This is a genomic window from Bradyrhizobium sp. Ken64, assembly GCF_055807555.1.
On the sequence record NZ_JBVVPA010000002.1, the window covers coordinates 147,056 to 171,266 of the forward strand.

Consider the following 24,211-nt stretch of genomic DNA (forward strand, 5'->3'; position numbering starts at 1 on the left):
CCGGCGCAAGTGCGCCGCCGGCCTCGCACCTCAGGATGACGTCGTCTCCGTAGCCGTCATCCTGAGGTGCCGTAGCGTAGCGAAGGCCTCGAAGGACGATGGCGTGCCGAAGATCTAGAATGTGAAGTAAGAAGAAATGACCAACTTCACCATCCCCGAAGACCGCATCCCCGTCATCGTCGGCGTCGGCGAGATTGTCGACCGCCCCAAGGAGATCACCGAGGGCCTCGAACCGCTCGACCTGCTCGAACAGGCCTTGCTGAGCGCGGAAGCAGATGCCGGCGCGAAGTTGCTCGGCGAGGTGCAATCGCTCGACGTCGTCAACTTCCTGAGCTGGCGTTATCGCGATCCGGAGCAGTTGCTGGCGCAGCGGCTCGGCATCAAGCCGTCGCATTGCTATTACGGCCCGGTCGGCGGCGAGAGCCCGATCCGCTACATCCACGAAGCCGCAAAGCGCATCGCGCGCGGTGAATGCAGTGTTGCCGCGGTTTGCGGCGCAGAGGCACAGTCGACGGCGACCAAGGCGGAGCGCGCCGGCACGAAGCTGCCATGGACCCCGTTCGCCCATGACGTCGAGGAGCCGAAACGCGGCGCAGCGTTCCAGAAACCGTTGGCCGTGAAGCTCGGCGTGTTCCGGCCAGTGACCGTCTATCCGTTCTATGAAGCGGCATCGTCGGCGCATTGGGGCCAGACGCCGCGCGAGGCGATGGCGGAGTCGGGTACGCTCTGGTCGCGCTATTCGGAAGCCGCCGCGCAAAATCCAAATGCCTGGCTGAAGCGGCGCTATGCGCCGGAGGAGATCACGACGCCGACGGCGGACAACCGCCTGATCGCCTGGCCCTACAACAAGCTCATGGTTGCGAACCCCAGCGTCAACATGGGCGGCGCGCTGCTGCTCACCAGCCTCGCCAAAGCGCGTGCGGCAGGCATCGCCGAGGACAAGCTCGTCTACCCGCTCGGCGGCGCTTCGGCGGAAGAGCCGCGCGACTATCTGTTGCGCGACCAGTTTTACGAAAGCCATCCGCAGAACGCCGTCTTGAAGGCTGCGATGGATCTCGCCGGCGGCGACGGAAAGAAATTCGACGCGATCGAGCTCTATAGCTGCTTCCCGTGCGTGCCCAAGATGGCGCGGCGAACGCTGGGCCTTTCCGCCGACGTGCAGCCGACCGTAACAGGCGGCCTCACCTTCTTCGGCGCACCGCTCAACACCTACATGACGCATGCCGCCTGCGCGATGGTGCGGCGGGTGCGCGACGGCGCAACGCTCGGCCTGCTTTACGGCCAGGGCGGCTTCGTCACCAAGCATCATGCGCTGGTGGTGTCGAAGGTACCGCCGCGTGAGGCATTGGCACAGGAGACAAGCGTGCAGGCGGCGGCGGACAGCAACAAGCGTGCGGTGCCGGAGTTCGTCTCGGATGTCTCGGGCAAGGGCAAGGTCGAGAGCTTTACGGTGCTCTACGGCCGGGCCGGCGATGTCGAGCACGGCGTGGTGATGCTGCGGACGGAAGACGACAGGCGCACGCTGGCGCGGATTCCCGCGAGCGACGCGGCGACACTGGCGCATCTGCTCGACATGAACAGGACGCCGGTGGGTTCGCTTGGCGAGATCACGATGGCTGCGGATGGCCTGCCGGAAGTAGTCTCCCTCGCCCCGCTTGCGGGGAGAGGGTCGGGGTGAGGGGGAGTCTCCGCAAGGACGGTGAGAGTGGGACTCGCGGAGAGTCCCCCTCACCCGGATCGCATCTTCGATGCGATCCGACCTCTCCCCGCAAGCGGGGCGAGGTGATAAAAACTACCCCTTCGGCGCCTGCTTCTCGGAAGCTGTCGCAGGCTTGCCCTTGGCGGCGGCGCCGGTCATGCGGACCTGGTCGCCGTCGGAGAGGCCGTCCGGTGGTGCCGTGATCACGCGGTCGTCCGCTGCAATTCCGGAGGCGAGCTCGATCTCCCTGCCGAGATCGCGGGCGATGGTCACCGGCTTGAACAGGACCTTGTCGTCCGGACCGACGGTTGCGACGCGCAGACCGCTGCCGTTGAAGATCAGCGCGCTGGCGGGAATGCTGAGCGGCGCGGTGTCGCGCTGCAGGCTGAGCTTGACGCTGGCGTAACCGCCGGGCATCAGCTCGCCTGAGGAATTGTCGAGACCAAGTTGCATGCGCGTCGTGCCGGAGGCGACGTCGACCGCCTGCGAGGAAGCCTCCACCGTCGCCTGGAAGGTCCGGTTCGGATACTCCGGCAGTACGATGGCGGCCTTGGCGCCGATCTTGATCGCGGGCACGTAGTTCTGGGGAACGTTGATGTAGACGCGCAGCTTGGTGATGTCGGAGACCACGAACATCGCTGGGCCCGAGCCGCCGCCTGAATTGATCAGCGCACCGACGTCGGTGTCCCGCGCCGTAACCACACCGTCGAACGGAGCGGTGATCTTCTTGTAACCGGCGAGCGCCTCGAGCCGCTCGACATTGGCCTGGCCCGAGCGAACCGCCGCGTTCTTGTTGGAGAGATCGGCGGTACGCTCGTCGATCTCCTGCGCGGAGACGAAGTTGGAGGCGACCAGCGTCTTGCGGCGGTTGAGGGTGGCTTCCGACAGCCTGGCGCTGGACTGCTGGCTGGCGAGGTCGGCGCGGGCCTGAAGTAATTGCTGGTCGAGGTCGGGCGCCTCGATCTCGGCGATCACCTGACCGGCCTTCACCCGCGCACCGATGTCGGCGCTCCAGCTTTTGAGATAGCCGGGAACGCGGGCAAAGATCGGTGCGCGATAATAGGCTTCGAGACGGCCCGGCAAGTCGATGGTCGAATTGGGAGCCTTGGCATTGGGCAGCGTCACCGCGACGCTGGGAACGGCCTGGTCATCGGTCCATGCCTTCAGCCTGGAGTCCTGCTCCTCGCGGGCACGGATGCCGGTGCCCACGACCAGGCCCGCCGCGATCAGCGCCACCACGCAGAAAATGCCCAGTTTCCGGTACGACACCGGGGAGCGGGGTTCAGTGGGCAACATGCGGGGTCTCCAGGGAGGCGGCGGCTTTGGCGCCTTGCTTCTTGTGTACCATGCTGAACACCACCGGAACGAACATCAGCGTGGCGAACGTTGCAAAGATCAGGCCGCCGATCACGGCGCGGCCAAGCGGCGCATTCTGCTCGCCGCCCTCGCCGAGCCCCAGCGCCATCGGCGCCATGCCGATGATCATGGCGAGCGCGGTCATCAGCACCGGGCGGAACCGGACGAAGCCGGCTTCGAGCGCCGCGGCGATGGGGTCGCCGAGCTCTTCGTAGCGCTCGCGGGCGAACGAGATCACGAGCACGCTGTTGGCGGTGGCAACGCCCATGCACATGATGGCGCCGGTCAGCGCCGGCACCGACAGCGTCGTCTCGGTGACGAACAGCATCCAGACGATGCCGGCGAGTGCTGCGGGCAGCGCCGTGATGATCACGAAGGGATCGGACCAGGACTGGAAGTTCACGACGATCAGGAAATAGATCAGGACGACCGCGCCGAGCAGGCCAAACAACAAGCCGGTGAAGGCGCTGTTCATGGTCTGCACCTGGCCGAGCAGCACCGCGGAAGAGCCTTTCGGCACCTCCTTGGCGGTGTCGGCGATCAGCTGGCGGATGTCGGTCGCGACCGCACCGAGATCGCGGCCCGAGGTCGTGGCGAAGATCTGCACCATCGACTGGATGTCGTATTGCGAGACCACCGCGCTCGAGGTCGAGCGCTTGATGTCGGCGATGCCGCCGAGGATCGGCGACTGCGAATTGCCGGCGGCCGTGATCGGCAGCGTCTGCAGTGCGCTGAGCGAATCCATCTGGTATTGCGGCGTCTGCATCACGATCGAATAGGACACGCCGTTATCCGGATTGAGGTAGTAGGTCGGCGCCACCTGCGAGGAGCCGGCAAGGTTGACCACGAGACTGTTGGTGACGTCGCGCTCGGTCAGCCCGACATATTGCGCGCGGGTGCGGTCGACATCGATCTTGAAGGTCGGATTGTTCGGCGACTGCTGGATGCGCGCATCCGCGACGCCGGGAATCCTGCGGACCTTGGCCAGCAGATTGTTGGCATAAGCGAAGTTGGCGCGGAGATTGGCGCCGCGGATCTGCAGGTCGATCGGCGCCGGCGCGCCGAAGTTCAGGATCTGGCTGACGATGTCGGCCGGCAGGAACGCGAAGCTGACGCCGGGGAACAGCCGCGGCAGTTGCTCACGCAGCACGCGCACATGCTCCTCCGTCGGCTTGTGGCCTTCCTTCAGCTTGATCTGGATGTCGCCATCCTGCGGGCCGATCACGCCGGTGTTGTTGTAGGTCATGTTGATGCCGGAGATCGGCATGCCGATGTTGTCGGTCAGCGTTTCGATCTCGCCCGGGATCAGCTTGCGGATCGCCTTCTGCACGTCGGCGAGCTGGTTCGCGGTCTCCTCCACGCGGGTCCCGACCTGGGTGCGGACGTGCATCAGGATGTTGCCGGCATCGACCGCGGGGAAGAAGTTGCGCCCGAGGAACGGCACCAGCGCGAACGACGCGCCGACCACGCAAAGGAAGCCGATCACGAACACCGGACGGTGCGCGAGCGCGAGCCCGAGGAAATTGTGATAGCCACCGCGAATGCGCTCGAAGCGAGCCTCGAAACCGCGCTGGAACCAGACCAGGGGATTGCGCGACTTCGGCGGACCCTCCTCGTGGTGGACATGCGCCTGCAACAAATAGTTGGCCATGGTCGGCACCAGCGTGCGCGACAGCAGGAATGACCAGATCATCGCGAACATCACCGCTTCCGCCATCGGCACGAACAGGAAGCGCGCCACGCCGGTGAGGAAGAACATCGGCACGAACACGATGCAGATGCAGAGCAGCGAGACGAAGGCCGGCGTCACGATCTGGTTGGCGCCGTCGAGGATCGACTGCTCGACCGGCTTGCCTTGCTCCAGATGGTAGTTGATGTTCTCGATCGTGACGGTGGCGTCGTCGACGAGAATGCCGACCGCGAGCGCGAGGCCGCCGAGCGTCATGATGTTCAGCGTCTCGCCGATCGCCGACAGCATGATGATGGCGCCGAGCACCGAGAGCGGGATCGAGACCGCGATGATGACGGTCGAGCGCCAGCTGCCAAGGAACAGCAGGATCATGATGCTGGTGAGCAGCGCCGCGATCACGCCTTCGAACGCGACACCTTCGATGGCGCCGCGGACGAACACCGACTGATCGCCGATGAAGCCGATCTTCAGCGCGTCCGGCAGCTGGTCCTTGACGTCGATCACCTTCTGCTTGATGCCTGCGATGATGTCGAGCGTCGAGGTCGCGCCTGCCTTGAGCACCATCATCAGCACCGAGCGGTTGCCGTCGACATGGACGATGTTGGTCTGCGGCGGGTTGCCGTCCCTGATTGTCGCGACGTCGCGCACATAGACCATCGCGCCGTTGACGGTCTTGATCGGCAGGTTGCCGAGCTCCTCGATCTTCAGCGGCGAATTGTTGAGCTGGATGATGTATTCGAACTGCCCGATCTTCTGAGTGCCGACCGGCGTGATCAGGTTCTGGGCCGCGAGCGCGTTGGCGACGTCCTGGCCGGACAGACCCCGGGCCTGGAGCGCGGTCGGGTCGAGGTCGATCTGGACCTGGCGCTGCTTGCCGCCGAACGGATAGGGGATCGCTGCGCCAGGCACGGTGACCAGCGGAGTACGGAGCTGGTTGATGCCGATATCGGCGAGGTTCTGCTCGGTGAGGCCATCGCCCGAGAGCGCTACCTGGACGATCGGCACGGTCGAGGCGGAGTAGTTCAGGATCAGAGGCGGCGTCGCGCCCGGCGGCATCTGCTTGATCAGCGTCTGCGAGATCGCGGTGACCTGCGCGTTGGCGGTGCGGATGTCGACGTTCGGCTGGAAGAAGATCTTGATGATGCCAAAGCCGTTATAGGAATTGGCGGTGATGTGCTCGATGTCGTTGACCGTCGTCGTCAGCGCGCGCTGGAACGGCGTGGTGATGCGGCCCGACATCTGGTCGGGCGGCAGGCCGGTGTACTGCCAGACCACGCCGATCACGGGGATGCGGATGTCCGGGAAGATGTCGGTCGGCGTCCGCAGCGCCGCCAGCGGTCCGATGATCAGGAGCAGGAGCGCGAGCACGACAAACGTGTAGGGCCGGCTCAGGGCAATACGGACCAGAGCAATCATTCGCCGGGAAATTCCAGGTCAAGCGAGGATACGGAATCCGCCCCCGCGGGGATCCCTTCCTCCCTTTACCCGAGCACCGCCGGAAACGCTAATCTCCGGCGGGTTTCCTGCCTTCAATTCCCTGCTACCGCACTGCGGAACACGCACCGCGGCCATGCGGCCGCCTCATGCGGCGCGGACCGAGTCCAGGAACTTGCCGACTTCGAGCTTGAGGCGGCTCGAGTCGCGCGAGAGCATCTGTGCCGCGGACAGCACCTGCGAGGAGGCCGAGCCGGTTTCGGAAGCACCGTGCTGGACCTCGCCGACATTGGACGACACCTGCTGGGTGCCTTGGGCCGCCTGCTGCACGTTGCGGGCGATCTCCTGGGTCGCCGCGCCCTGCTGCTCCACCGCCGCCGCGATCGCCGAGGAGATTTCCGACAGGCGGGCGATCGTGCCGCTGATCTGGCCGATGGCACCAACCGATTCCTGCGTCGCCGTCTGGATGCCGCCGATCTGCTGGCCGATTTCGCCGGTGGCCTTGGCCGTCTGCTCGGCGAGCGCCTTCACCTCCGAGGCAACCACCGCGAAGCCGCGGCCGGCCTCGCCGGCACGAGCCGCCTCGATCGTCGCATTGAGCGCCAGCAGATTGGTCTGCCCGGCGATAGCGTTGATGAGCTCGACGACGTCGCCGATCCGCGACGCCGCCCGCGACAATTCGCTGACCCGCTCGGTGGTGGATTGCGCCTGGCTGACGGCCTCCCCGGCGATGCGGGCGGATTCCTGCACCTGCCGGCTGATCTCACGCACCGAGGAGGACATCTCTTCGGCGGCCGACGCCACTGAATGGACGTTGGTGGAGGCTTCTTCCGAGGCGGACGCGACCACCGTCGCCAATTCCTGCGCCCGACCGGCGGTCGAGGTCAGCGTCGAGGCCGATGCCTCGAGTTCGGTTGCCGCCGAGGACACGGTCTCGACGATTTCGCCGACCGCGGCCTCGAAGCCGTCGGCAAGCTTTGTCATGTCGGCCTTGCGCTGTCCCTCGGCACGGCGCTGTACCGCCTGCACCTCGTCGCGGCTGAAGCGAATGATGGTCTGCACAGTCTGGAGGTTGCGCAGCGCTTCGCCGATCTCGTCGTCGCGCTGGATCAGGATGCGGTTGTCCAGCTTGTCCTGGACGAGGTTGACCAAGGTGTCGTTGAGTTGCTGCATCGGGAGCTGGATGGCTCGCACGGTCGTGAGGCCGGCGAAGCCGAGGACGGCAGCGCCGGCGACGGCCAGCAGCGCCAGGCTCAGGCTGGTCGTACCGCCGGTCGAAAGCGCCCCACCGATGCCAAGCGCGAGCACGAACAGCAGCTGCAGCGCCATCGTGGTGACCAGGCGTGCCTTCAGCGTCCTGGTGAAGATCGCAAAATGGTCGAGCAGCGAGCGGCGACGGATGATGCCGGCGTCGACGCGATAACCATGCGGCTTCTTTTCGCGGATCGCCGCGTAGACCTCTTCGGCCAGCTTGCGCTGGTCAGCCGGCAACTTGGTGCGGATCGAGGTATAGCCTGTGACCTGGCCGTCCGCGCGAATGGGCGATGCCGTCGCCAGTACCCAATAGAAATCGCCGTTCTTGCGGCGGTTCTTCACCGCGCCGAGCCACGGCTTGCCGGCCTTCAGCGTGTCCCAGAGATTGTCGAACGCCTCCGGCGGCATGTCCGGGTGACGGACGATGTTGTGCGGCTGGCCCATCAGCTCCGCGGATGTGAAGCCCGCGGCCGCTAGGAAGTCGTCGTTGAAGTAGGTGAGCTTGCCCTTCAGGTCCGTCTTCGAAACGATGAGGGTCTCATCGCTGACGGGATATTCGATTTCTGTGACGGGAAGATTTTTGCGCATGTGGGGCCCCAAAGACCGGATGAAACATCAGTTGATTCCAATCTGGGCTGCGGCGATGCCGGCGGTCCATGCGATATCCTTCTAAGCCGAAATTAACTATCGATGAAATCGCGTCCCGTATGATTACGGGCGCCGCCTCACGATGCTACCTGCAGGCGACATCAGGCTACCAGCGCCGAAAAAAAAGAGCGGCGCTTGCGGCGCCGCTCGTTGGTCGATGGATGTTGACGCCGAGGTTTACGCGCTGCGCGTGGGCCGTCGCTACGCAGCGCGGACGTTGGTCAGGAATTTGCTGACCTCGGTCTTGAGCCGGCCGGAGTCGTTGGACAGCATCTGTGCCGCCGACAGGACCTGCGAGGAGGCCGTGCCGGTCTCGGTTGCGCCGCGCTGCACGTCGGTGATGTTGGATGAGACCTGCTGGGTGCCCTGCGCCGCCTGCTGGACATTGCGGGCGATCTCCTGGGTTGCCGCGCCCTGCTCTTCCACGGCCGCCGCGATCGCCGAGGATATCTCCGACAGACGCTCGATGGTCGACGAGATCTCCTTGATGGCGCCGACCGAGTCGTTGGTCGCCGCCTGGATGCCGGAGATCTGCTGGCCGATCTCGCCGGTCGCCTTCGCGGTCTGCTCGGCGAGCGCCTTCACCTCGGACGCGACGACCGCAAAGCCGCGGCCGGCTTCGCCGGCGCGTGCGGCTTCGATGGTCGCGTTCAGCGCCAACAAATTGGTCTGGCCGGCAATGGTGTTGATGAGCTCGACGACGTCGCCGATGCGCGAGGCGGCCTTCGAGAGTTCGCTGACGCGCTCGGTGGTGGAGCGCGCCTGGCCGACGGCATCGCCCGCCATCCGCGCCGATTCCTGCACCTGGCGGCTGATCTCGCTCACCGACGAAGCCATCTCCTCGGTCGCCGAGGCCACCGACTGCACGTTGGTCGAGGCTTCCTCCGACGCTCCGGCAACCGTGGTCGCCAGCCGCTGCGAGCGGTCGGCGGTCGAGGTCAGCGTCGAGGCCGAGGCCTCCAGCTGGGTCGAGGCCGACGACACGGTCTGCACGATCTCGCCGATCATGGTTTCGAATTCGCGGGTGATGTTGTCGACGCGGCGGCCGCGCTCGATCTTGGCTTCGGCATCGGCGGCGGCAGCTTCGTCGGCGGCCTTCTTGGCGATCAGCGCTTCCTTGAAGATCTGGAGCACGTCGGCCATGGCGCCGATCTCGGTCTTCTCACCGCGGTGCGGAACCTCTGCGGAAAGGTCGCCCTTGCCGAGCGCCTGCATCGGTTCGGTAATCGAGTTGATGCCGTTCGAGACGTCCTGGACGAGGTAGAAGCCAACGCCGGAGCCGACGAGGACGGCGGCGCCGAGAATGATCGCGACCAGCATGAAGGCATGATTGTAGCTATCTGCAGCGTCCTGAGCTGCCTGGTCTCCACCCTTGGTGTTCAGCTCGATGTCCTTCCTCAGGACCTCGTCGGCCTGAAGCCCGATCTTGTTGACCGTCTTCGTGTTCAGCTCATGCGCTTCGTGCGGGACCTTGTTGGCGTCCTTGCGCGACAGCGCCATGACCTCCTGGGTGCCCTTCTTGTACTCCTCCCAGAGTTTCGACCATTCACCGTAGAGTGCCCGTTCGTCAGGCGAGGTGATCATGCCTTCATAAGTTTTGCGAAACTTCATGTTGGCCTCGATCACGGTCGCGAGCGTCTTTTCCATCGCGAGCTTCTCGTCCAGCGTTTCCGACAGCATATGCTCCCGGATGACGTTGCGGTAAGTGATCACGCCGGCACGCAAGTCGCCGAGCACGCGCACGCTGGGCATCCAGTTCGTGGTGATGTCGACGGTGTTGGCATTCATCGACCGCATCTTCATGACGGCGAGCAGGCCCATGCCGGCCATCGCGACCAGCAGGAACGCCACGACACTGATGATCTTGGCGCGGATGGAAATGGTGGCGAGCATATGGAGTCTCTTTGTGCTGGCGCGGCGGCGCGTCTGGAAGCTTTACGAATCAACCTAAGGGAGCAGCACCGACATCTAACACCAGAGCACCTGAGCAGATGTTAACGACGACTCCGTACGAGTACGAAGCCCGAAACAAATGAACAGGGCGCTAAAAATGCCCTGCGCTCAGCGCATGAGCCCAAGCGCGTCGGAGAAAAACTCCGCGCCGCCGAAATTTCCGGACTTCAAGGCGAGCAACATGTCGCCTTTTTCAGCACCGACTGCACGCAGCACCGGGACGCCGGCTGCGATCTCTACTCCCACCAGAAATCCGGGAATCTTCAACCGGTCGACCACGGCGCCGGATGTTTCCCCGCCGGCAACGACCAGGCGCTTGACGCCGGCTTGCACCAGACCCTCGGCGATGTCGGCCATCGCCTGCTCGATGGCGTGACCGGCCGCGTCGCGACCATGGCGCGCCTGGAGCGCTGCGACCTGATCGGGCGTCGAGCTTGATGCGATCAGGACCGGACCGTCCGCCAGTCGCGGCTTCGCCCAGGCCAGCGCGCGCTGCGCCTCGTCCTTGCCCGTAGTAATACGGTCCGGATCGAGATGCAGTACCGGCATGACGCGCTCAGCATTCGCGATCTGCTGGAGCGTCGCCTGCGAGCAGCTTCCGGCAAGGCACGCCGCCGGTCCGCCGACCGCTGCCCTCGCTTCGCTGCTCGCCGCAGCCGGCTTGACCTTGCCTGTCGACACCAGCGCCCGCGCCAGCCCAAGCCCCATGCCGGAGGCGCCGACCGACAGCCGATGCTGGGCAGCGACGAGGCCGATGGTTTCAAGGTCGCGGTCGAACACGGCGTCGACGATCGCCGCGCCAATGCCCTTGCCCGCGAGCTCAGCCAGCCGCGCCCGCGCGGCATCCGCGCCGCGGGTAACGGTGGCGAGGTCGACGAGGCCGATTTGCGTCCTGCTCTGGCGCGCCAGCACCCGCACCAGGTTGGAATCGTGCATCGGGTTGAGTGGATGGTCCTTCAGCGGGCTCTCGTTCAGCGGCACGGCGCCCACGAACAGATTGCCCTGGTAGACGGTGCGGCCGGTCTCCGGAAACGCCGGCGTCACCAGCACGGCCGCCTCGCCGCAATCGGCGCGCAGCGCATCCATCACCGGGCCGATATTGCCGGCATCGGTGGAATCGAAGGTCGAGCAGATCTTGAACAGCACGTGGCTCGCACCGCGGCCGCGCAGCCATGTCTCGGCCGCGCGCGAGCGCGACACGGCAAGGCCGGCCTCGATCGAACGGCTCTTCAAGGACACCACGACGGCATCGACCTCGGGCAGCGTAAGATCGTCCGCCGGCACGCCGATGGTCTGCACCGTGCGCAGACCCGCACGCGTCAGCGTATTGGCGAGGTCGGAGGCGCCGGTGTAGTCGTCGGCAATGCAGCCAAGAGATATTTTCGCTGCAGGTGTCACGGCTTCACTCCCGCATAAGGCCTAAACCAGGCGAGGCCGTCGGTGGTCTTGCCGCGCGGATTATATTCGCAGCCGACGAAGCCGGCATAGCCGAGCCGGTCGAGTTCGTCGAACAGAAACGGATAGTTCAGCTCCTCGCCATCAGGCTCGTTGCGCGAGGGGATGCTGGCGATCTGGATGTGGCCGATCAGCGGCATCATCTCGCGCAGCCGCATGGTGACGTCGCCATGGATGATCTGGCAGTGATAAATGTCGAACTGGAGTTTCAGGTTCGGAAGCCGCAGCTCCTGGATCAGGTCGCGCGCGAATCCGAAATCGTTGAGGAAATAGCCGGGCACGTTGCGCGCATTGATCGGCTCGAGCACGATGTCGATGCCGTGCGGCGCAAAGAACTCGGCGGCCCACGCCACCGATTTGTAGAACGCCTCGATGGCGACGCGCTCGCCGCGATTGGCGATGCCTGCCATCAAATGCAGCCGCTTGACGCCGGTCGCCTTGGCGTAGGGCAGCGCGGTCTCCATGCTCGCCTTCAGCTCGGGGAATCGCGACGGGAGCGCCGCAAAGCCCTTCTCGCCGGCATTCCAGTCGCCCGGCGGTAGGTTGAACAGCGCCTGCGTCAAGCCGTTGCGCTTGAGCCGCTCGCCGACCGCCTCGGCCGGATGCTCATAGGGGAAGAGAAACTCAACCGCCGTGAAGCCGGCTGCCGCAGCGGCATCGAAGCGGTCGAGGAACGGCACCTCGGTGAACATCATCGAGAGATTGGCGGCAAAACGGGGCATCGGAATCCTCTTGTCTACTTGTCGCCGGGCAGCTTCACGCCGGTGACCTGCGCATACATCCGCGCCACCGACGCATCGTCGTCGCGGCCCATGCCGGCGGCTGATGTCATCAAGAACATCTGGAGTGCTGCGGCGGAGACCGGAACCGGGAATCTGGCACTGCGCGCCATGTCCTGGATGATGCCGAGATCCTTGACGAAGATCTCGACCGCACTGCGCGGCGTGTAATCGCCGTCGAGCACGTGCGGCATGCGGTTCTCGAACATCCAGGAGTTTCCGGCGGACGCCGTGATCACCTCATAGACCTTGCGGATGTCGAGCCCCTGCTTGGCCGCGAATGCGATCGCCTCGCTGGCGGCGGCGATATGCACGCCGGCGAGCAACTGGTTGATCATCTTGAAGGCGGCGCCCTGGCCTGCGGCATCGCCAAGCTCGTAGAGTTTTGCGGCCATGGCATCGAGCGCGGGCCGCGCTTTCTCGAACGCAGCCGGACTGCCGGAGGCGAGGATCGTCAGCTCGCCCTGCGCTGCGCGCTGCGCCCCGCCGGAGATCGGCGCATCCAGATAGTGCCGGCCCGTCGCCTCCAACTGCCTGGCGAGACGCCGCGCCACGTCGGGATCCATGGTCGCCGACGACAGGAAGACGCTGTCCTTGGCCATGGTTTCGGCGACGCCGTCCTTGCCGAACAGGATGGTCTCGGTCTGCGCGGCATTCACGACGACGCTGACGACGATGTCGGCGCCCCTGGCAGCTTCGGCCGGCGTCTTGGCGCCCGCGCCGCCCTCCGTCACGAAGCGCGCGACCGCATCAGCCGAGACGTCGCAGCCGGTGACGACATGACCGGCGCGCTTCAGCGAGGTCGCCATGCCAAACCCCATCGAGCCGAGCCCGATGACGGCGATGCGCTGATTCTGTGACGTGGAGGCGGACATGCAACTGATCCTTGCGACGTTTCCCGGAGGGCCGCCCTTTGCGGCAGCTTGGCAACCGAATAACACGGCTTGGCCGCGCTGCCAAAGCGTGAGACAAACGGCCATGACGGCCATGAGCAAAGAGACATTGCTGCGTGAGGATATCTGCCGCTTCGGACGGTCCCTGTTCGAGCGTGGGCTGACGCCCGGCTCCTCCGGCAATATCAGCGTCAGGCTGGACGGCGGAGGCTGGCTGGTGACGCCGACCAATGCCTCGCTCGGCTTCCTCGATCCCGCAAAACTGTCGCGGCTGGACGATCAGGGCCGGCTGGTTTCGGGCGATGCGCCGACCAAGGAGGTTCCGCTGCACAATGCGCTCTACGCCACGCGCGGAAGCGCAAGGGCGATCGTGCATCTGCATTCTACCCATTCGGTCGCGCTGTCGATGCTGCCGGAGATCGATCCGCGCGCCGCGCTGCCGCCGATGACGGCCTATTATCTGATGAAATGCGGCGCCACCGCGCTCGTGCCTTATTACCGCCCTGGCGATCCCGCGGTCGCCGATGCGATCAGGGGGCTGGCGGGGAAGTACTCATCCGTGCTGCTCGCCAATCACGGCCCCGTCGTCGCGGGCGACACGCTGGAAGCGGCGGTGTTCGCGACGGAGGAGCTGGAGGAGACGGCGAAGCTGTATCTGCTGCTGCGCGGAATGAACCCGCGGTATTTGTCGCCGGAGCAGGTGACGGATCTGGTGAAGGTGTTTGGGGTATCGCTGCCGGAGCACGGGCACGAACCCCACACACCGCCGTCATCCTGAGGTGCGAGCGGCGCGATGCGAAGCATCGCGCCGGGAGCCTCGAAGGATGGGCTACAGGCGCTTGCTGCTCATCCTTCGAGGCGCGCAAGAGCGCGCACCTCAGGATGACGACTGTGCTCGCGGCGATGCTACAGCCCGAGATACGCCTTGCGCACGTCCGGATTGCCCTTGATCTCGCTTGCTGCGCCCTGCATCAGCACGCGGCCGGTTTGCAGGATGTAGGCGCGGTCGGCGATCTCCAGGCACTCCGCCATGCGCTGCTCGACGATCAGCACGGTCATGCCGGCATCGCGGATGCGCTTCACGGCCTGGAATATCTCGTCGACCAGCTTCGGCATGATGCCCTGCGAAGGCTCGTCCAGCATCAACAGCCGCGGGCGCGTCATCAGCGCACGGCCGATCGCGAGCATCTGCTGCTCGCCGCCGGAGAGGGTCTCGGCGCGCTGTTCGAGCCGTTCCGAGAGACGCGGAAACAGCTGGAACACGAGATCGAGCGGACTCTCGCGGTCGGCCTCGCCGCGATAGAGATAGCTGCCGAGGCGCAGATTGTCGCGCACGGAGAGGCGCGGAAACAGGCGGCGGTTCTCCGGCACATAGGCGATGCCGGTCGCGGTGATGTGATGCTGCGCCATGCCGTCGAGGCGCTTGCCGTCGAACGTCACCGTGCCCGAACGCGGGCGCTCGGCACCGGCGATGGATTTGAGCAGCGTCGACTTGCCCGCGCCGTTGGCGCCGGCGACGCAGACGATCTCGCCCTTGGCGACCTCGATGCTGACCGCGGAGATCGCGACCAGGCCCTGATAGGCGGTCGTGACTTCACGCACCGACAGCATGACGATCTCCCAGATATGCGCTGATCACCTTGGGATCGCGGACGATTTCAGTGGGCTTGCCCTCGACCAGCACCTTGCCGAGGTCGAGCACGATGGCCCGGTCGACCAGCGGCATCACGATCTCCATGACGTGCTCGACCATCAGCACGGTGATGCCGGCGTCACGCACCTTGCGCACCAGCGCCACACCGGTCTGTGCCTCGGTCGGCGTCAGGCCGGTGAGGACTTCGTCGAGCAGCAGCAGTTTCGGTTCTGTCGCAAGCGCGCGCGCGACTTCGAGGCGGCGTTTTTCGGCCGGCACGAGGTCGCTCGCGAGCACGTTGGCGCGCGCGGCAAGGCCGGTAAATTCGAGCACCTCATGCGCCTTGCGGCGTGCCTCGCGCATCACGGTGTTGCGCACGAGCGCACCGACGATGACGTTGTCGATAACAGTCATGGTCTCGAAGCTCTTGACCACCTGGAAGGTGCGGCCAACGCCGCGCTGGCAGCGCTCGGCTGCCGGCATGCTGGTGACATCCTCGCCGTCGAACCAGATCGAGCCTTGCGTCGGCGGCAGCACGCCGGCGATGAGATTGAACAACGTCGACTTGCCGGCACCATTCGGGCCGATCAGGCCGACGATCTCGCCGCGGCCGACCGAGATCGAGACGTCGCTGTTGGCGACGAGGCCGCCGAACCGCTGCCAGACGCCGCGGGTTTCAAGCAGCGGGATCATCGCGTGGCTCCCTTCCGCTTCGCACGAGAGAACAGACTCACCAGACCCTGCGGCAGGGCGAGCGAAATCAACACGATCAGCGTGCCGTAGACGATGAGGTCGACGCCGCGGCCGGAGCCGCCGATATAGGAGCGCGTCAGCTCCGTCATCGGGATCAGGATGACCGCCCCTAACACGGGCCCCCAGAGGGTGCCGATGCCGCCAAGCACCGCCGGCAACGCCATCAGCAGCGAGAACTGGAAGCCCATGACGCTTTCAGGATCGATATAGGCGAGAAACTGCGCGTAGAAGGCGCCGCCGATGGCAACGAGGAAAGCGGAGACGGCAGCCGCGCCCATCTTGGAGTTGAACACGACGACGCCGAGGCTCTCGGCCGCTTCCGGATTGTCCTTCACCGCGCGCCACCAGAAGCCCCATTTGGAGTCCTCTAACCACCAGGTGACGAACCAGGCGAGGCTGCATAGCACCAGTGCGAAATAGAAGTACGGCAGCTTGCTGCGCATGAACTGGAACTTCAGCCAACTGTCGCCGCGCACCGGAATGGTGATTCCCATCGCGGCCCCCGCCCATTCCCAGTTCTGGAACAACAGCAGCCCGATCTCGGCGATGACGATGGTCGCGATCACGAAATAATGGCCGCGCAGGCGGAAGAAGGGATAGCCGAGCCCCATCGCGATCGCGGCCGCGACTGCGCCGCCGGCGAGCATGCCGAACCATGGCAGCACGCCGAACTTGGTGAACAGAAGCTCGGTGGTGTAGGCGCCGATGCCGAAATAGAGCGCATGTCCCAGCGAGATCTGGCCGCAATAGCCGGAGAGAATGTTCCAGCTCTGCGACAGCGCCGCATACATCAAGGTCAGGATCAGGATGTTCTGGACGTAGACGTCCTTGATGAACAGCGGAGCGAGCGCCGCCAGGGCGGTCAGCACCGCTGCGATGATGAGGTCGCGGCGGCGCCGCGCGGCGAAATCCTTGTCCATCACATCGATCCGAACAGGCCGCGCGGCCGGATGAAGACGACAAGCAGGTAGACGGCGTAGATGCCGACCGATTTCAGCGACGGCGGCAGCACCAGCGCGGTGGTGGCCTCGACCAGGCCGACGATGATCCCGCCGGCGAAAGCGCCGAACACGCTGCCGAAGCCGCCGAGCGCGACCGTGACGTAGGCGATCAGCGCAAAGGACGCACCGACGTCGGGATAGATATAGAAGAAGCTTGCCATGATCGCTCCAGCGAGGCCGACCAGCGCGGCACCAAGCCCCCAGCCGAGCGCGAACACGCGATTCTTGTCGATGCCGACCAGCGCCACGGCGCCGGGATCTTCCCGGGTCGCTTCCAGCGCACGGCCGAAATCAGTGCGGTGGATGAACAAATAGAGCCCGGCGAAGGCCAGGATCGAGACCAGCGCGCCGATGAGTTGCGGCGCCGGCAGGAAGATGCCGGCGATCGAGATGGTTTTGCCACCGAACCAGGACTGCGGAATGCTGCGATAGTCCGGCGTGAAGAAGAACTGCGCGAGGCCGCGCATGAGGATGGCGAGGCCGAAGGTGGTGAAGATCTGCACCATGCCGGCATTGGCCTTGGCCCGCATGGCAAAGCGTACAACGAGCAGATAGACCACCGCTCCGAAAACGAACATGGCCGCGGCGACCAATGGCGCCGATAGCAGGGGATCGATCGCGAAGAAGGCGAACAGAAAAAAGGACAGGTACATCGCGAGCATCAGGAACTCGCCATGGGCGAAGTTCGTGACGTCCATCAGGCCGAAGATCAGCGCGAGGCCGACGGCGATGAGTCCGTAGAGCAGGCCCATCAGGAGGCCGCTCGCGAGACTTTGGATAATGGTTTGGGCTGTCAAAAGTCTGTCCCCCGAACTACGTCCTCATCCTGAGGAGCGCGCACCGCGCGCGTCTCGAAGGATGGCCCAGCCCTCGTCTTTCGAGACGCGGGCTGCGCCCGCTCCTCAGGATGAGGGCGGGAGCTACGATCTGTGCTCCCGCTCGCCGTGTCTTACTTCATCGGCCAGATCGCCTCGGCGATCGCGGCTTGCGGCGGGAAGATGGTGACGAACTTGCCGCCGACATATTGCAGCAGCACCGGGTCGGCGTCGTTGTTCTGGCCCATCTCGTCGAACTTGACGCGCTTCCAGGGCATGATGGTCTGCTCGCCCGGGATGTCGGTGGCGGCCAGCGCGTCGCGGATCTTTTCGCCGTCGGTCGACTTGGCGCGGCTGATGGCGTCGGCGAGGATGATCAGGCCCATGAACTGACGCGAGGTGAGATCGTTGAAATCCTTGCCCGACCGCGTCTTGAACATATCGTTGATCTTGCCGACCATCGGGCGCTTCTGCGCGAGATCGAGCGAGAAGGTGCCGCGCGAGATCACGCCTTCGAGCTTGTCGCCGACGGCGTCGTAGAGCGCCTTCTCGGAGAAGCCGGCGTCCTGCGCGACGATCGCGTTCGGCTTGTAACCGAGCTCGCCCATGGTCTTCACCAGCAGGATGCCGTCAGTGGTGTAGCTCGAGGGCATCAACACGTCGGCGTTCGCGCTCTTGAGCTGCTGCACCTCGGCCGAGAGCGAGGGCGAGTTGGCGCGATACTTGATGTCGGAGACGATCTTGTAGCCGCGCTCGCCGGCGATCTTGGCCTGGGCGTTGCCGGAATCGGTGCCGAAGATGGTGTCCTCGTGGAACAGCGACAGCGTCTCGATCTTGGTGCCCTTCTTCTTCAATGCATCGAAGAAGTCGAACATCGCGGCCGAGTACATCTCGTCGTGCGGCGCGGCGCGGAAGTAATATTTCAGGCCGCGGCGGTGCAGGCTGGGCGAGGAGTTGTCCGCGGAGACGAACGGGATCTGATAGCGCTCGCAGATCTGGCTGACGGTGACGGCGACCGCGCTCTGATAGGTACCGATGATGGCGCAGACCTTCTCTTGCGTGATCAGGCGCTCGGCCTCGGCGCGGCCCTTCTGCGGATCGGCTTGGTGGTCGGCGAAGACGAGGCGCACTTTTGCCCCGCCGAGACCCGGCAGGCCCTCGCCCTTCGCCAGCGGCAGGTCGAAATCGGTGTTCTTGTTGATGACCTCGAGCGCGGTCTCATACGCCTTCTGCGCGTCGACGCCCTGCTGCGCGCTGCCGCCGGAGAACGGATAGATCACGCCGATCACGACTTCCGAAGTCTGTGCGCGCGCTGCCAGCGGCACGAGCGCGGCCGTAGCGGTGGCTCCCAACAATACGTCGCGGCGAGTGATCGTCATGGCAAAGTCCTCTTGCTACTGAATTTCGGCTGATCGAATGAAGCGATTGATGGATGCGGTAAAGCTCGAAGAAGCGGCAAACACTGCCCACTAAATCACGGCCATGGTCCTGTTCTTCAGATCCGTCACCAGCATCAGGCCCGGTGAATGCGTGATCGCGAACGGAAGCCTGGCAGCGTTGATGACCGATTGGGGCGTCACGCCGCAGGCCCAGAACACCGGGATCTCGTCGTCGGCGACTGGCACCGGATCGCCGTAATCGGGCTTGGCGATGTCCTTGATGCCGATCAGATGCGGATGGCCGAGATGCACGGGCGCGCCGTGCACGGCCGGATAGCGCGAGGTGATCTGCACCGCGCGGATCGCATCCGCCGGCTTGAACGGACGCATCGACACCACCATGGGGCCGGCGAAGGGACCGGACTCGCCGCAGGCGATGTTGGTGCGATACATCGGCACGCGCACATTGTGCTCGATGTGGCGGATCGGCATGCCCTCGTCGAGCAGCGCCTCTTCAAACGAGAACGAGCAGCCAAGCACGAAGGTCACGAGATCGTCGCGCCAGTATTTGGTGACGTCGGTCGGCTCGTCCACGACATCGCCGTCGCGCCAGACGCGATAGCGCGGCACGTCGGTGCGAATGTCGAGATCGGCGCCCAGCGCCGGGATGTGCGGACTGCCGACGTCGGACATGCCGATGATCGGGCATGGCTTGGGGTTGAGCTGGCAGAAGCGGTGAAAGGCGCCGGCATGTTCCGCCGGCAGGATGGCCAGATTGCCCTGGACGAAGCCGGGGGCGACGCCGGCGGTGGAGGCGACCAGCCCCTCGCGATAGGCGAGCCGCGCCTTGCGGCTCGGGAGCGTGTCGGGCGTTTCAGTTTGCTGCACTGCCACCAAAACAGTCATGAGATCGACCTGCCTATAAACTCGACAAAGACAAGCCAACACCACGCGTGCTATAAAGTCTAATCTTCCTTTCTAATCAATATCGATAAATTTCATTTATCGGTCAGGAAAATCCTTCCAATGCTGGACTTCAGATCGATCGAGACATTCCTCTGGGTTGTGAAGCTCGGCAGCTTTCGCGGCGCCGCAGCACGCCTCAATACGACCCAGCCGGCGATCTCCCAGCGCATCGCCCAGCTCGAGCGCGAGCTGGGGGTGAAGCTGTTGAACCGCGACCACCGCGTGGCCTCGCCGACGCCAAGCGGCCGGCAGATGATGGTCTATGCGGAGAAGCTGATCGGCCTGCGCGCCGCGATGATCGCCGAGATCGGCGACCGCTCGGCAATGCGCGGCGTGATGCGGCTCGGCGTCGCCGAAACCATCGTGCACACCTGGCTGCCGCGGCTCGTGAAGAGCATGAACCAAGTCTACCCGAACCTGTCGCTGGAGATCGAGGTCGACATCACGCCGAACCTCACCGCGCGCCTGCTCGCGCAGGAGATCGAGCTTGCTTTCGTCGTCGGTCCGCTCTCGGCCTCCGGGGTGCACAATCGCGTCCTTGCCGACTATCCGATCGGCTTTCTCGCCAGCCCCTCGCTCGGCCTCGGCCATGGACCGGTGACGCGGGCCGAGCTCGCGCGATTTCCGATCATCACCTTCCCGCGGAAGACGCGGCCCTACGAGGTCGTGCGCGAAGTGTTCGACCGGCCGGAGCTGCCGCCGATCCGGCTGCACGCCTCCGCCTCGCTTGCGACCGTCATCCACATGGCGGTCGAGGGCCTCGGCATCGCCGTGATCCCCGACGCCATCGTCGAGAGCGAGCTTGCAGACGGGCGGCTGCAACTGCTCGACACCGATCTCAAGATCGCGCCGCTGACATTCACCGCGAGCTGGCTCGCCTCGCCCGACGTCGTGGCGGTGCAGCGGGTCGCAGAGCTTGCATGTCAGATTGCGCAGAGCAGCCTCGCAGTTGACGCGCCCGCGCCGGCGCGTCATTGAAACAGGCGCCGGATTTTCTTTCGTCATTCCGGGGCGCTCGAAGAGCGAACCCGGAATCTCGAGATTCCGGGTTCTCGCTTCGCGAGCCCCGGAATGACAGCTAAGATGGACTGACCGCATGAGCCGAGCCGCCACCAATTTGCAAATCGATTCCGCCCGCCTCTGGGGCTCCATCCACGAGACCGCGCAGTTCGGCGCGACGGCCAAGGGCGGCGTGCGGCGGCTGACCCTGAGCGCGGAGGACAAGCTGGTGCGCGACTGGTTCCGCAAGGCCTGCGAGGACGCCGGCTTGGAAGTGCACACCGATGCGCTCGGCTCGCAGTTCGGCCTGCGCAAGGGCCGCGACATGTCGAAGCCGCCGGTCGGCATCGGCTCGCATTTGGACACGCAACCCACCGGCGGCAAGTATGACGGCATTCTGGGAACGCTTGGTGCGCTCGAAGTGATCCGCACGCTGAACGACGCCGGGATCGAGACCGAGGCGCCGATCTGCGTCGTCAACTGGACCAACGAAGAGGGCTCGCGCTTCGCTCCCGCGATGATGGCCTCCGCCGCCTATGTCGGCGACTTCACCACCGACGACATCCTGTCGCGCAAGGACGCCGACGGCACCACCGTCGGCCAGGCGCTCGACGGCATCGGCTATCGCGGCGACAAGCCGGTCGGGTTCCAGAAGCTCGGCTGCTTCGTCGAGTTGCACATCGAGCAGGGCCCGATCCTGGAAGCCGAAGGCAAGACCATCGGCGTGGTCGATTCCGGACAGGGCGTGCTCTGGTACGACGGCAGGATTTCCGGCTTTGAAAGCCATGCCGGATCGACGCCGATGCCGCTGCGGCGCGATGCGCTGGCGACCCTGTCCGAGATCGTGCTGGCGATGGAGGCCATTGCGAAGAAGCACGGGCCGAAGGCCGTCGGCACCATCGGCGAGGCCGTGATCGCAAACCCCTCCCGCAATGTCATTCCCGGCGAGATCGCCTTCACGATGGATTGCCGCAGCGCCGATGGCGCGATCATGGATGCTCTCGATCGCGATCTTCGCAGCGCGATCGCCGAGATCGCCGCACGCCGCAAGGTCGAGGTGAAGATCGACCTGGTCTGGCGCAAGCCGCCGACGCATTTCGATCCCAAATTGATTGCCGCAGTCGAGAACGCGGCGAAGACGCTCGGCTACCCCTCTCGCCGCATCACCTCCGGCGCCGGCCACGACGCCTGCAACCTCAACACAATCATGCCGGCCGCAATGGTGTTCGTGCCCTGCAAGGACGGCATCAGCCATAACGAGCTGGAAGACGCCACGCAGCCCGATTGCGCCGCGGGCACTAACGTCCTCATGCACACGGTGCTGGCGATCGCCGGCGTCGCATCCTGACCGGAGAGAACCATGCGCGGAGTTTTCGTCGACGCCAATGAGGCTCTTGCCGTGATCATGGAGCGGCTGGAGCAACCGGGCGATCCCAAGGTTCGGATCCACAGGGATCCCGACATCAAGCCCGAACAATATCCTGAAATCCTCGACGGCGCCGAGATCGCGATCGTCGACCACACCGCGCTGCCGACCGATGTCGCAAAGAACTGCGCAGGGTTGAAGCACGTCGTGTTCCTCGGCACCGGCGCGCGCAGCTACATGAATCCGGAGGAGCTCGCCGAGCTCGGCATCTCCGTGCACCTGATCAAGGGCTATGGCGACACGGCGGTCGCGGAATGCGCGATCGCGCTGATGTGGGCTTCGGCCCGCGTCATCGCGATGATGGACCGCGAGATGCGCGGCGGAAACTGGCTCCGCGAAGACGGCATGCAGCTCACCGGCAAGACGCTCGGCCTGATCGGCTTCGGCGGTATTGCCGCGGAGGTCGCGCGCATTGCCTCGGGCAGCGGCATGAAGGTGATCGCCTGGAACCGCTCGCCGAAGAGCTATCCGGGCGTGGAATTCGCCGATCTCGACACGGTTTTGGCGAGAGCAGACGTCGTATCGCTGCATCTGCTGCTCAACGACGAGACACGCGGCATGATCACCCGCGAGATGATCGCGAAGATGAAGCCAGGCGTCATCCTCATCAACACCGCCCGCGCCGCCGTCGTCGACGAGGCCGCCATGATCGATGCGCTGAAGTCGGGCCACATCCGCCACGCCGGCCTCGACGTGTTCAACATCGAGCCCCTGCCCGGCGATCATCCGCTGACCAAGCTGCCCAACGTGACGCTGTCGGCGCATTCGGCCTTCCGCACACCGGAGGCGAGCGAGAACCTGATTGGCGCGGCGTGGGAGCACTGCCGCCGGATCGTGAAAACGTAGGGTGGGTTAGCGAAGCGTAACCCACCACTCTCGACGTCCGCGAAGACAGAAGAGGTGGGTTACGGCTTCGCCTAACCCACCCTACGCACCGCAATCTTGGGAAGGGATAAGAGCACTAACAATGGCCGATTACCGCACCATCAAGGCACAGCCGCTCATCGAAGCCATCAGTGCCATCGTCAAGGCCGGCGGCTCCACGGACCGCGAGGCCGAGCTCGTGTCCACTAATCTGGTCGAGGCCAACCTCAAGGGACACGACTCGCACGGCGTCGGCATGATCCCACGCTATGTCCAGAGCGTCACCACGGGCGGCCTCGCCGTGAACCAGCACGTCAAGATCGTGCTCGACACCGGTCCGCTTCTCACCCTCGACGGGCTCACCGGGTACGGCCAAGTGATCGGCCATGAAGCGATGGAGCTGGCAGCCGAGCGCGCCAAGCGCAACGGCGTGTGCCTCGTCGGCCTTTCGAACTCACACCACATCGGCCGCATCGGCCACTGGGCCGAGCAGTGCATCGATCACGGGCTGGTCTCGATCCACTTCGTCAATGTGATCTCGCGTCCGATCGTGGCTCCCTGGGGCGGCAGCGATGGGCGCCACGGCACCAACCCGTTCTGCGTCGGCATCCCGCGCGCGGGCAAGGACCCGATCGTGCTCGACTTCGCCACCAGCAGGATCGCGCAGGGCAAGACCCGCGTCGCCCACAACAAGGGCGTCGAGCTCGAGCCCGGCACCATCATCGACAACGAGGGCAAGCCGACCACCAACCCGCGCTACACCGTGATCCCACCGCACGGCGCCATCCTGCCGTTCGGCGAGCACAAGGGTTCGGGGCTCGCGCTGGTGTGCGAAATCCTCGGCGGCGCGCTCTCCGGCGGACAGGTGGTCAAGGGCCCCTCCGATGGCAAGTACAACGTCCTCAACGGCATGCTCTCGATCGTCATCGACCCCGGCAAGCTCGGCACCGGTGACAATCTCGCGCGCGAAGTCGAGAGCTTCGTCGCCTGGCACACCGGCTCACCGCCCGCTGCCGGCGTCGACAAGGTAAAGATCGCCGGCGAGCCCGAGCGCGAGACGAAGCAGAAGCGCCTGGCTGAGGGTATTCCGGTTGATCCGACCACCTGGCAGGAGATCTTGGAGGCCGGGAAGAAGTTCGGACTGGATCAGGCGGCGATCGAGAAGATCGCGGGCTGAGCCATTATAAACCGGTGTCGTCCCGGACAAGCGCAGC

Annotated in this window: 19 protein-coding genes; 6 read left to right on the forward strand and 13 right to left on the reverse strand. The window is 65.1% G+C overall.

Annotated features, from left to right (window positions below):
- The first annotated feature begins 136 nt into the window (after positions 1-136).
- Positions 137-1,678 (forward strand): acetyl-CoA acetyltransferase, encoded by a 1,542-nt coding sequence (locus AC0L2F_RS03880; protein ID WP_473247555.1) that lies wholly within the window; start codon positions 137-139, stop codon positions 1,676-1,678.
- A 114-nt stretch (positions 1,679-1,792) separates the two neighbouring features.
- Here AC0L2F_RS03880 and AC0L2F_RS03885 read toward each other — a convergent pair whose 3' ends face one another.
- The 7 genes from AC0L2F_RS03885 to ltnD form a co-directional block, all read right to left on the reverse strand.
- A complete protein-coding gene (locus tag AC0L2F_RS03885) occupies positions 1,793-2,995 on the reverse strand; it encodes an efflux RND transporter periplasmic adaptor subunit (RefSeq protein ID WP_473247556.1) in 1,203 nt (400 codons plus the stop codon).
- Complete coding sequence (locus AC0L2F_RS03890; protein WP_473247557.1) at positions 2,982-6,161, reverse strand: efflux RND transporter permease subunit; 3,180 nt, start codon at positions 6,159-6,161, stop codon at positions 2,982-2,984. The genes AC0L2F_RS03885 and AC0L2F_RS03890 overlap by 14 nt, the downstream gene beginning before the upstream one ends.
- Positions 6,162-6,326: 165 nt before the next feature.
- On the reverse strand, positions 6,327-8,021 hold the full coding sequence (locus tag AC0L2F_RS03895) for a methyl-accepting chemotaxis protein (RefSeq protein ID WP_473247558.1): 1,695 nt from the start codon (positions 8,019-8,021) through the stop codon (positions 6,327-6,329).
- 261 nt (positions 8,022-8,282) lie between these two features.
- The gene (locus AC0L2F_RS03900; RefSeq protein ID WP_473247559.1) at positions 8,283-9,974 is read right to left on the reverse strand and encodes a methyl-accepting chemotaxis protein; all 1,692 of its coding nucleotides are present in this window, start codon (positions 9,972-9,974) and stop codon (positions 8,283-8,285) included.
- 168 nt (positions 9,975-10,142) lie between these two features.
- On the reverse strand, positions 10,143-11,432 hold the full coding sequence (otnK, locus tag AC0L2F_RS03905; protein WP_473247560.1) for a 3-oxo-tetronate kinase: 1,290 nt from the start codon (positions 11,430-11,432) through the stop codon (positions 10,143-10,145).
- Positions 11,429-12,211: a 2-oxo-tetronate isomerase gene (gene otnI / locus AC0L2F_RS03910; RefSeq protein WP_473247561.1), complete on the reverse strand. Its 783-nt coding sequence runs from the start codon at positions 12,209-12,211 to the stop codon at positions 11,429-11,431. The genes otnK and otnI overlap by 4 nt, the downstream gene beginning before the upstream one ends.
- A gap of 14 nt (positions 12,212-12,225) precedes the next feature.
- The gene (ltnD, locus tag AC0L2F_RS03915; RefSeq protein WP_473247562.1) at positions 12,226-13,143 is read right to left on the reverse strand and encodes an L-threonate dehydrogenase; all 918 of its coding nucleotides are present in this window, start codon (positions 13,141-13,143) and stop codon (positions 12,226-12,228) included.
- A 103-nt stretch (positions 13,144-13,246) separates the two neighbouring features.
- On the opposite strand from ltnD, the gene otnC reads away from it, so the two are divergent.
- Positions 13,247-13,939 (forward strand): 3-oxo-tetronate 4-phosphate decarboxylase, encoded by a 693-nt coding sequence (otnC, locus tag AC0L2F_RS03920; RefSeq protein ID WP_007607964.1) that lies wholly within the window; start codon positions 13,247-13,249, stop codon positions 13,937-13,939.
- Positions 13,940-14,067: 128 nt separating this feature from the next.
- Here the strand turns inward: otnC and AC0L2F_RS03925 are convergent, their stop codons facing one another.
- From AC0L2F_RS03925 to AC0L2F_RS03950, 6 genes are all read right to left on the reverse strand, one after another.
- The gene (locus AC0L2F_RS03925; RefSeq protein WP_007607963.1) at positions 14,068-14,772 is read right to left on the reverse strand and encodes an ABC transporter ATP-binding protein; all 705 of its coding nucleotides are present in this window, start codon (positions 14,770-14,772) and stop codon (positions 14,068-14,070) included.
- Complete coding sequence (locus AC0L2F_RS03930) at positions 14,756-15,487, reverse strand: ABC transporter ATP-binding protein (RefSeq protein WP_007607962.1); 732 nt, start codon at positions 15,485-15,487, stop codon at positions 14,756-14,758. The genes AC0L2F_RS03925 and AC0L2F_RS03930 overlap by 17 nt, the downstream gene beginning before the upstream one ends.
- A complete protein-coding gene (locus tag AC0L2F_RS03935; protein ID WP_007607961.1) occupies positions 15,484-16,467 on the reverse strand; it encodes a branched-chain amino acid ABC transporter permease in 984 nt (327 codons plus the stop codon). The genes AC0L2F_RS03930 and AC0L2F_RS03935 overlap by 4 nt, the downstream gene beginning before the upstream one ends.
- Positions 16,467-17,345 (reverse strand): branched-chain amino acid ABC transporter permease, encoded by an 879-nt coding sequence (locus AC0L2F_RS03940; protein WP_007607960.1) that lies wholly within the window; start codon positions 17,343-17,345, stop codon positions 16,467-16,469. Before AC0L2F_RS03940 ends, AC0L2F_RS03935 begins: the two co-directional genes overlap by 1 nt.
- 152 nt (positions 17,346-17,497) lie before the next feature.
- Complete coding sequence (locus AC0L2F_RS03945) at positions 17,498-18,742, reverse strand: ABC transporter substrate-binding protein (RefSeq protein WP_007607959.1); 1,245 nt, start codon at positions 18,740-18,742, stop codon at positions 17,498-17,500.
- Between the two features lie 90 nt (positions 18,743-18,832).
- On the reverse strand, positions 18,833-19,648 hold the full coding sequence (locus AC0L2F_RS03950; protein WP_007607957.1) for a putative hydro-lyase: 816 nt from the start codon (positions 19,646-19,648) through the stop codon (positions 18,833-18,835).
- Positions 19,649-19,768: 120 nt separating this feature from the next.
- Here AC0L2F_RS03950 and AC0L2F_RS03955 point away from each other — a divergent pair, with 120 nt between their 5' ends.
- The 4 genes from AC0L2F_RS03955 (at position 19,769) to AC0L2F_RS03970 (ending at position 24,174) form a co-directional block, all read left to right on the forward strand.
- A complete protein-coding gene (locus tag AC0L2F_RS03955; protein WP_007607955.1) occupies positions 19,769-20,686 on the forward strand; it encodes a LysR family transcriptional regulator in 918 nt (305 codons plus the stop codon).
- Positions 20,687-20,804: 118 nt separating this feature from the next.
- Positions 20,805-22,055 carry a Zn-dependent hydrolase gene (locus AC0L2F_RS03960; protein WP_007607953.1) on the forward strand — a complete coding sequence of 417 codons (1,251 nt, stop codon included), beginning with the start codon at positions 20,805-20,807 and terminating at the stop codon, positions 22,053-22,055.
- Positions 22,056-22,067: 12 nt separating this feature from the next.
- Positions 22,068-22,979, forward strand: a complete 912-nt coding sequence (locus AC0L2F_RS03965; RefSeq protein ID WP_007607950.1) for an NAD(P)-dependent oxidoreductase — start codon at positions 22,068-22,070, stop codon at positions 22,977-22,979.
- Positions 22,980-23,100: 121 nt separating this feature from the next.
- The gene (locus AC0L2F_RS03970; protein ID WP_007607948.1) at positions 23,101-24,174 is read left to right on the forward strand and encodes a malate/lactate/ureidoglycolate dehydrogenase; all 1,074 of its coding nucleotides are present in this window, start codon (positions 23,101-23,103) and stop codon (positions 24,172-24,174) included.
- Positions 24,175-24,211 lie beyond the last annotated feature (37 nt).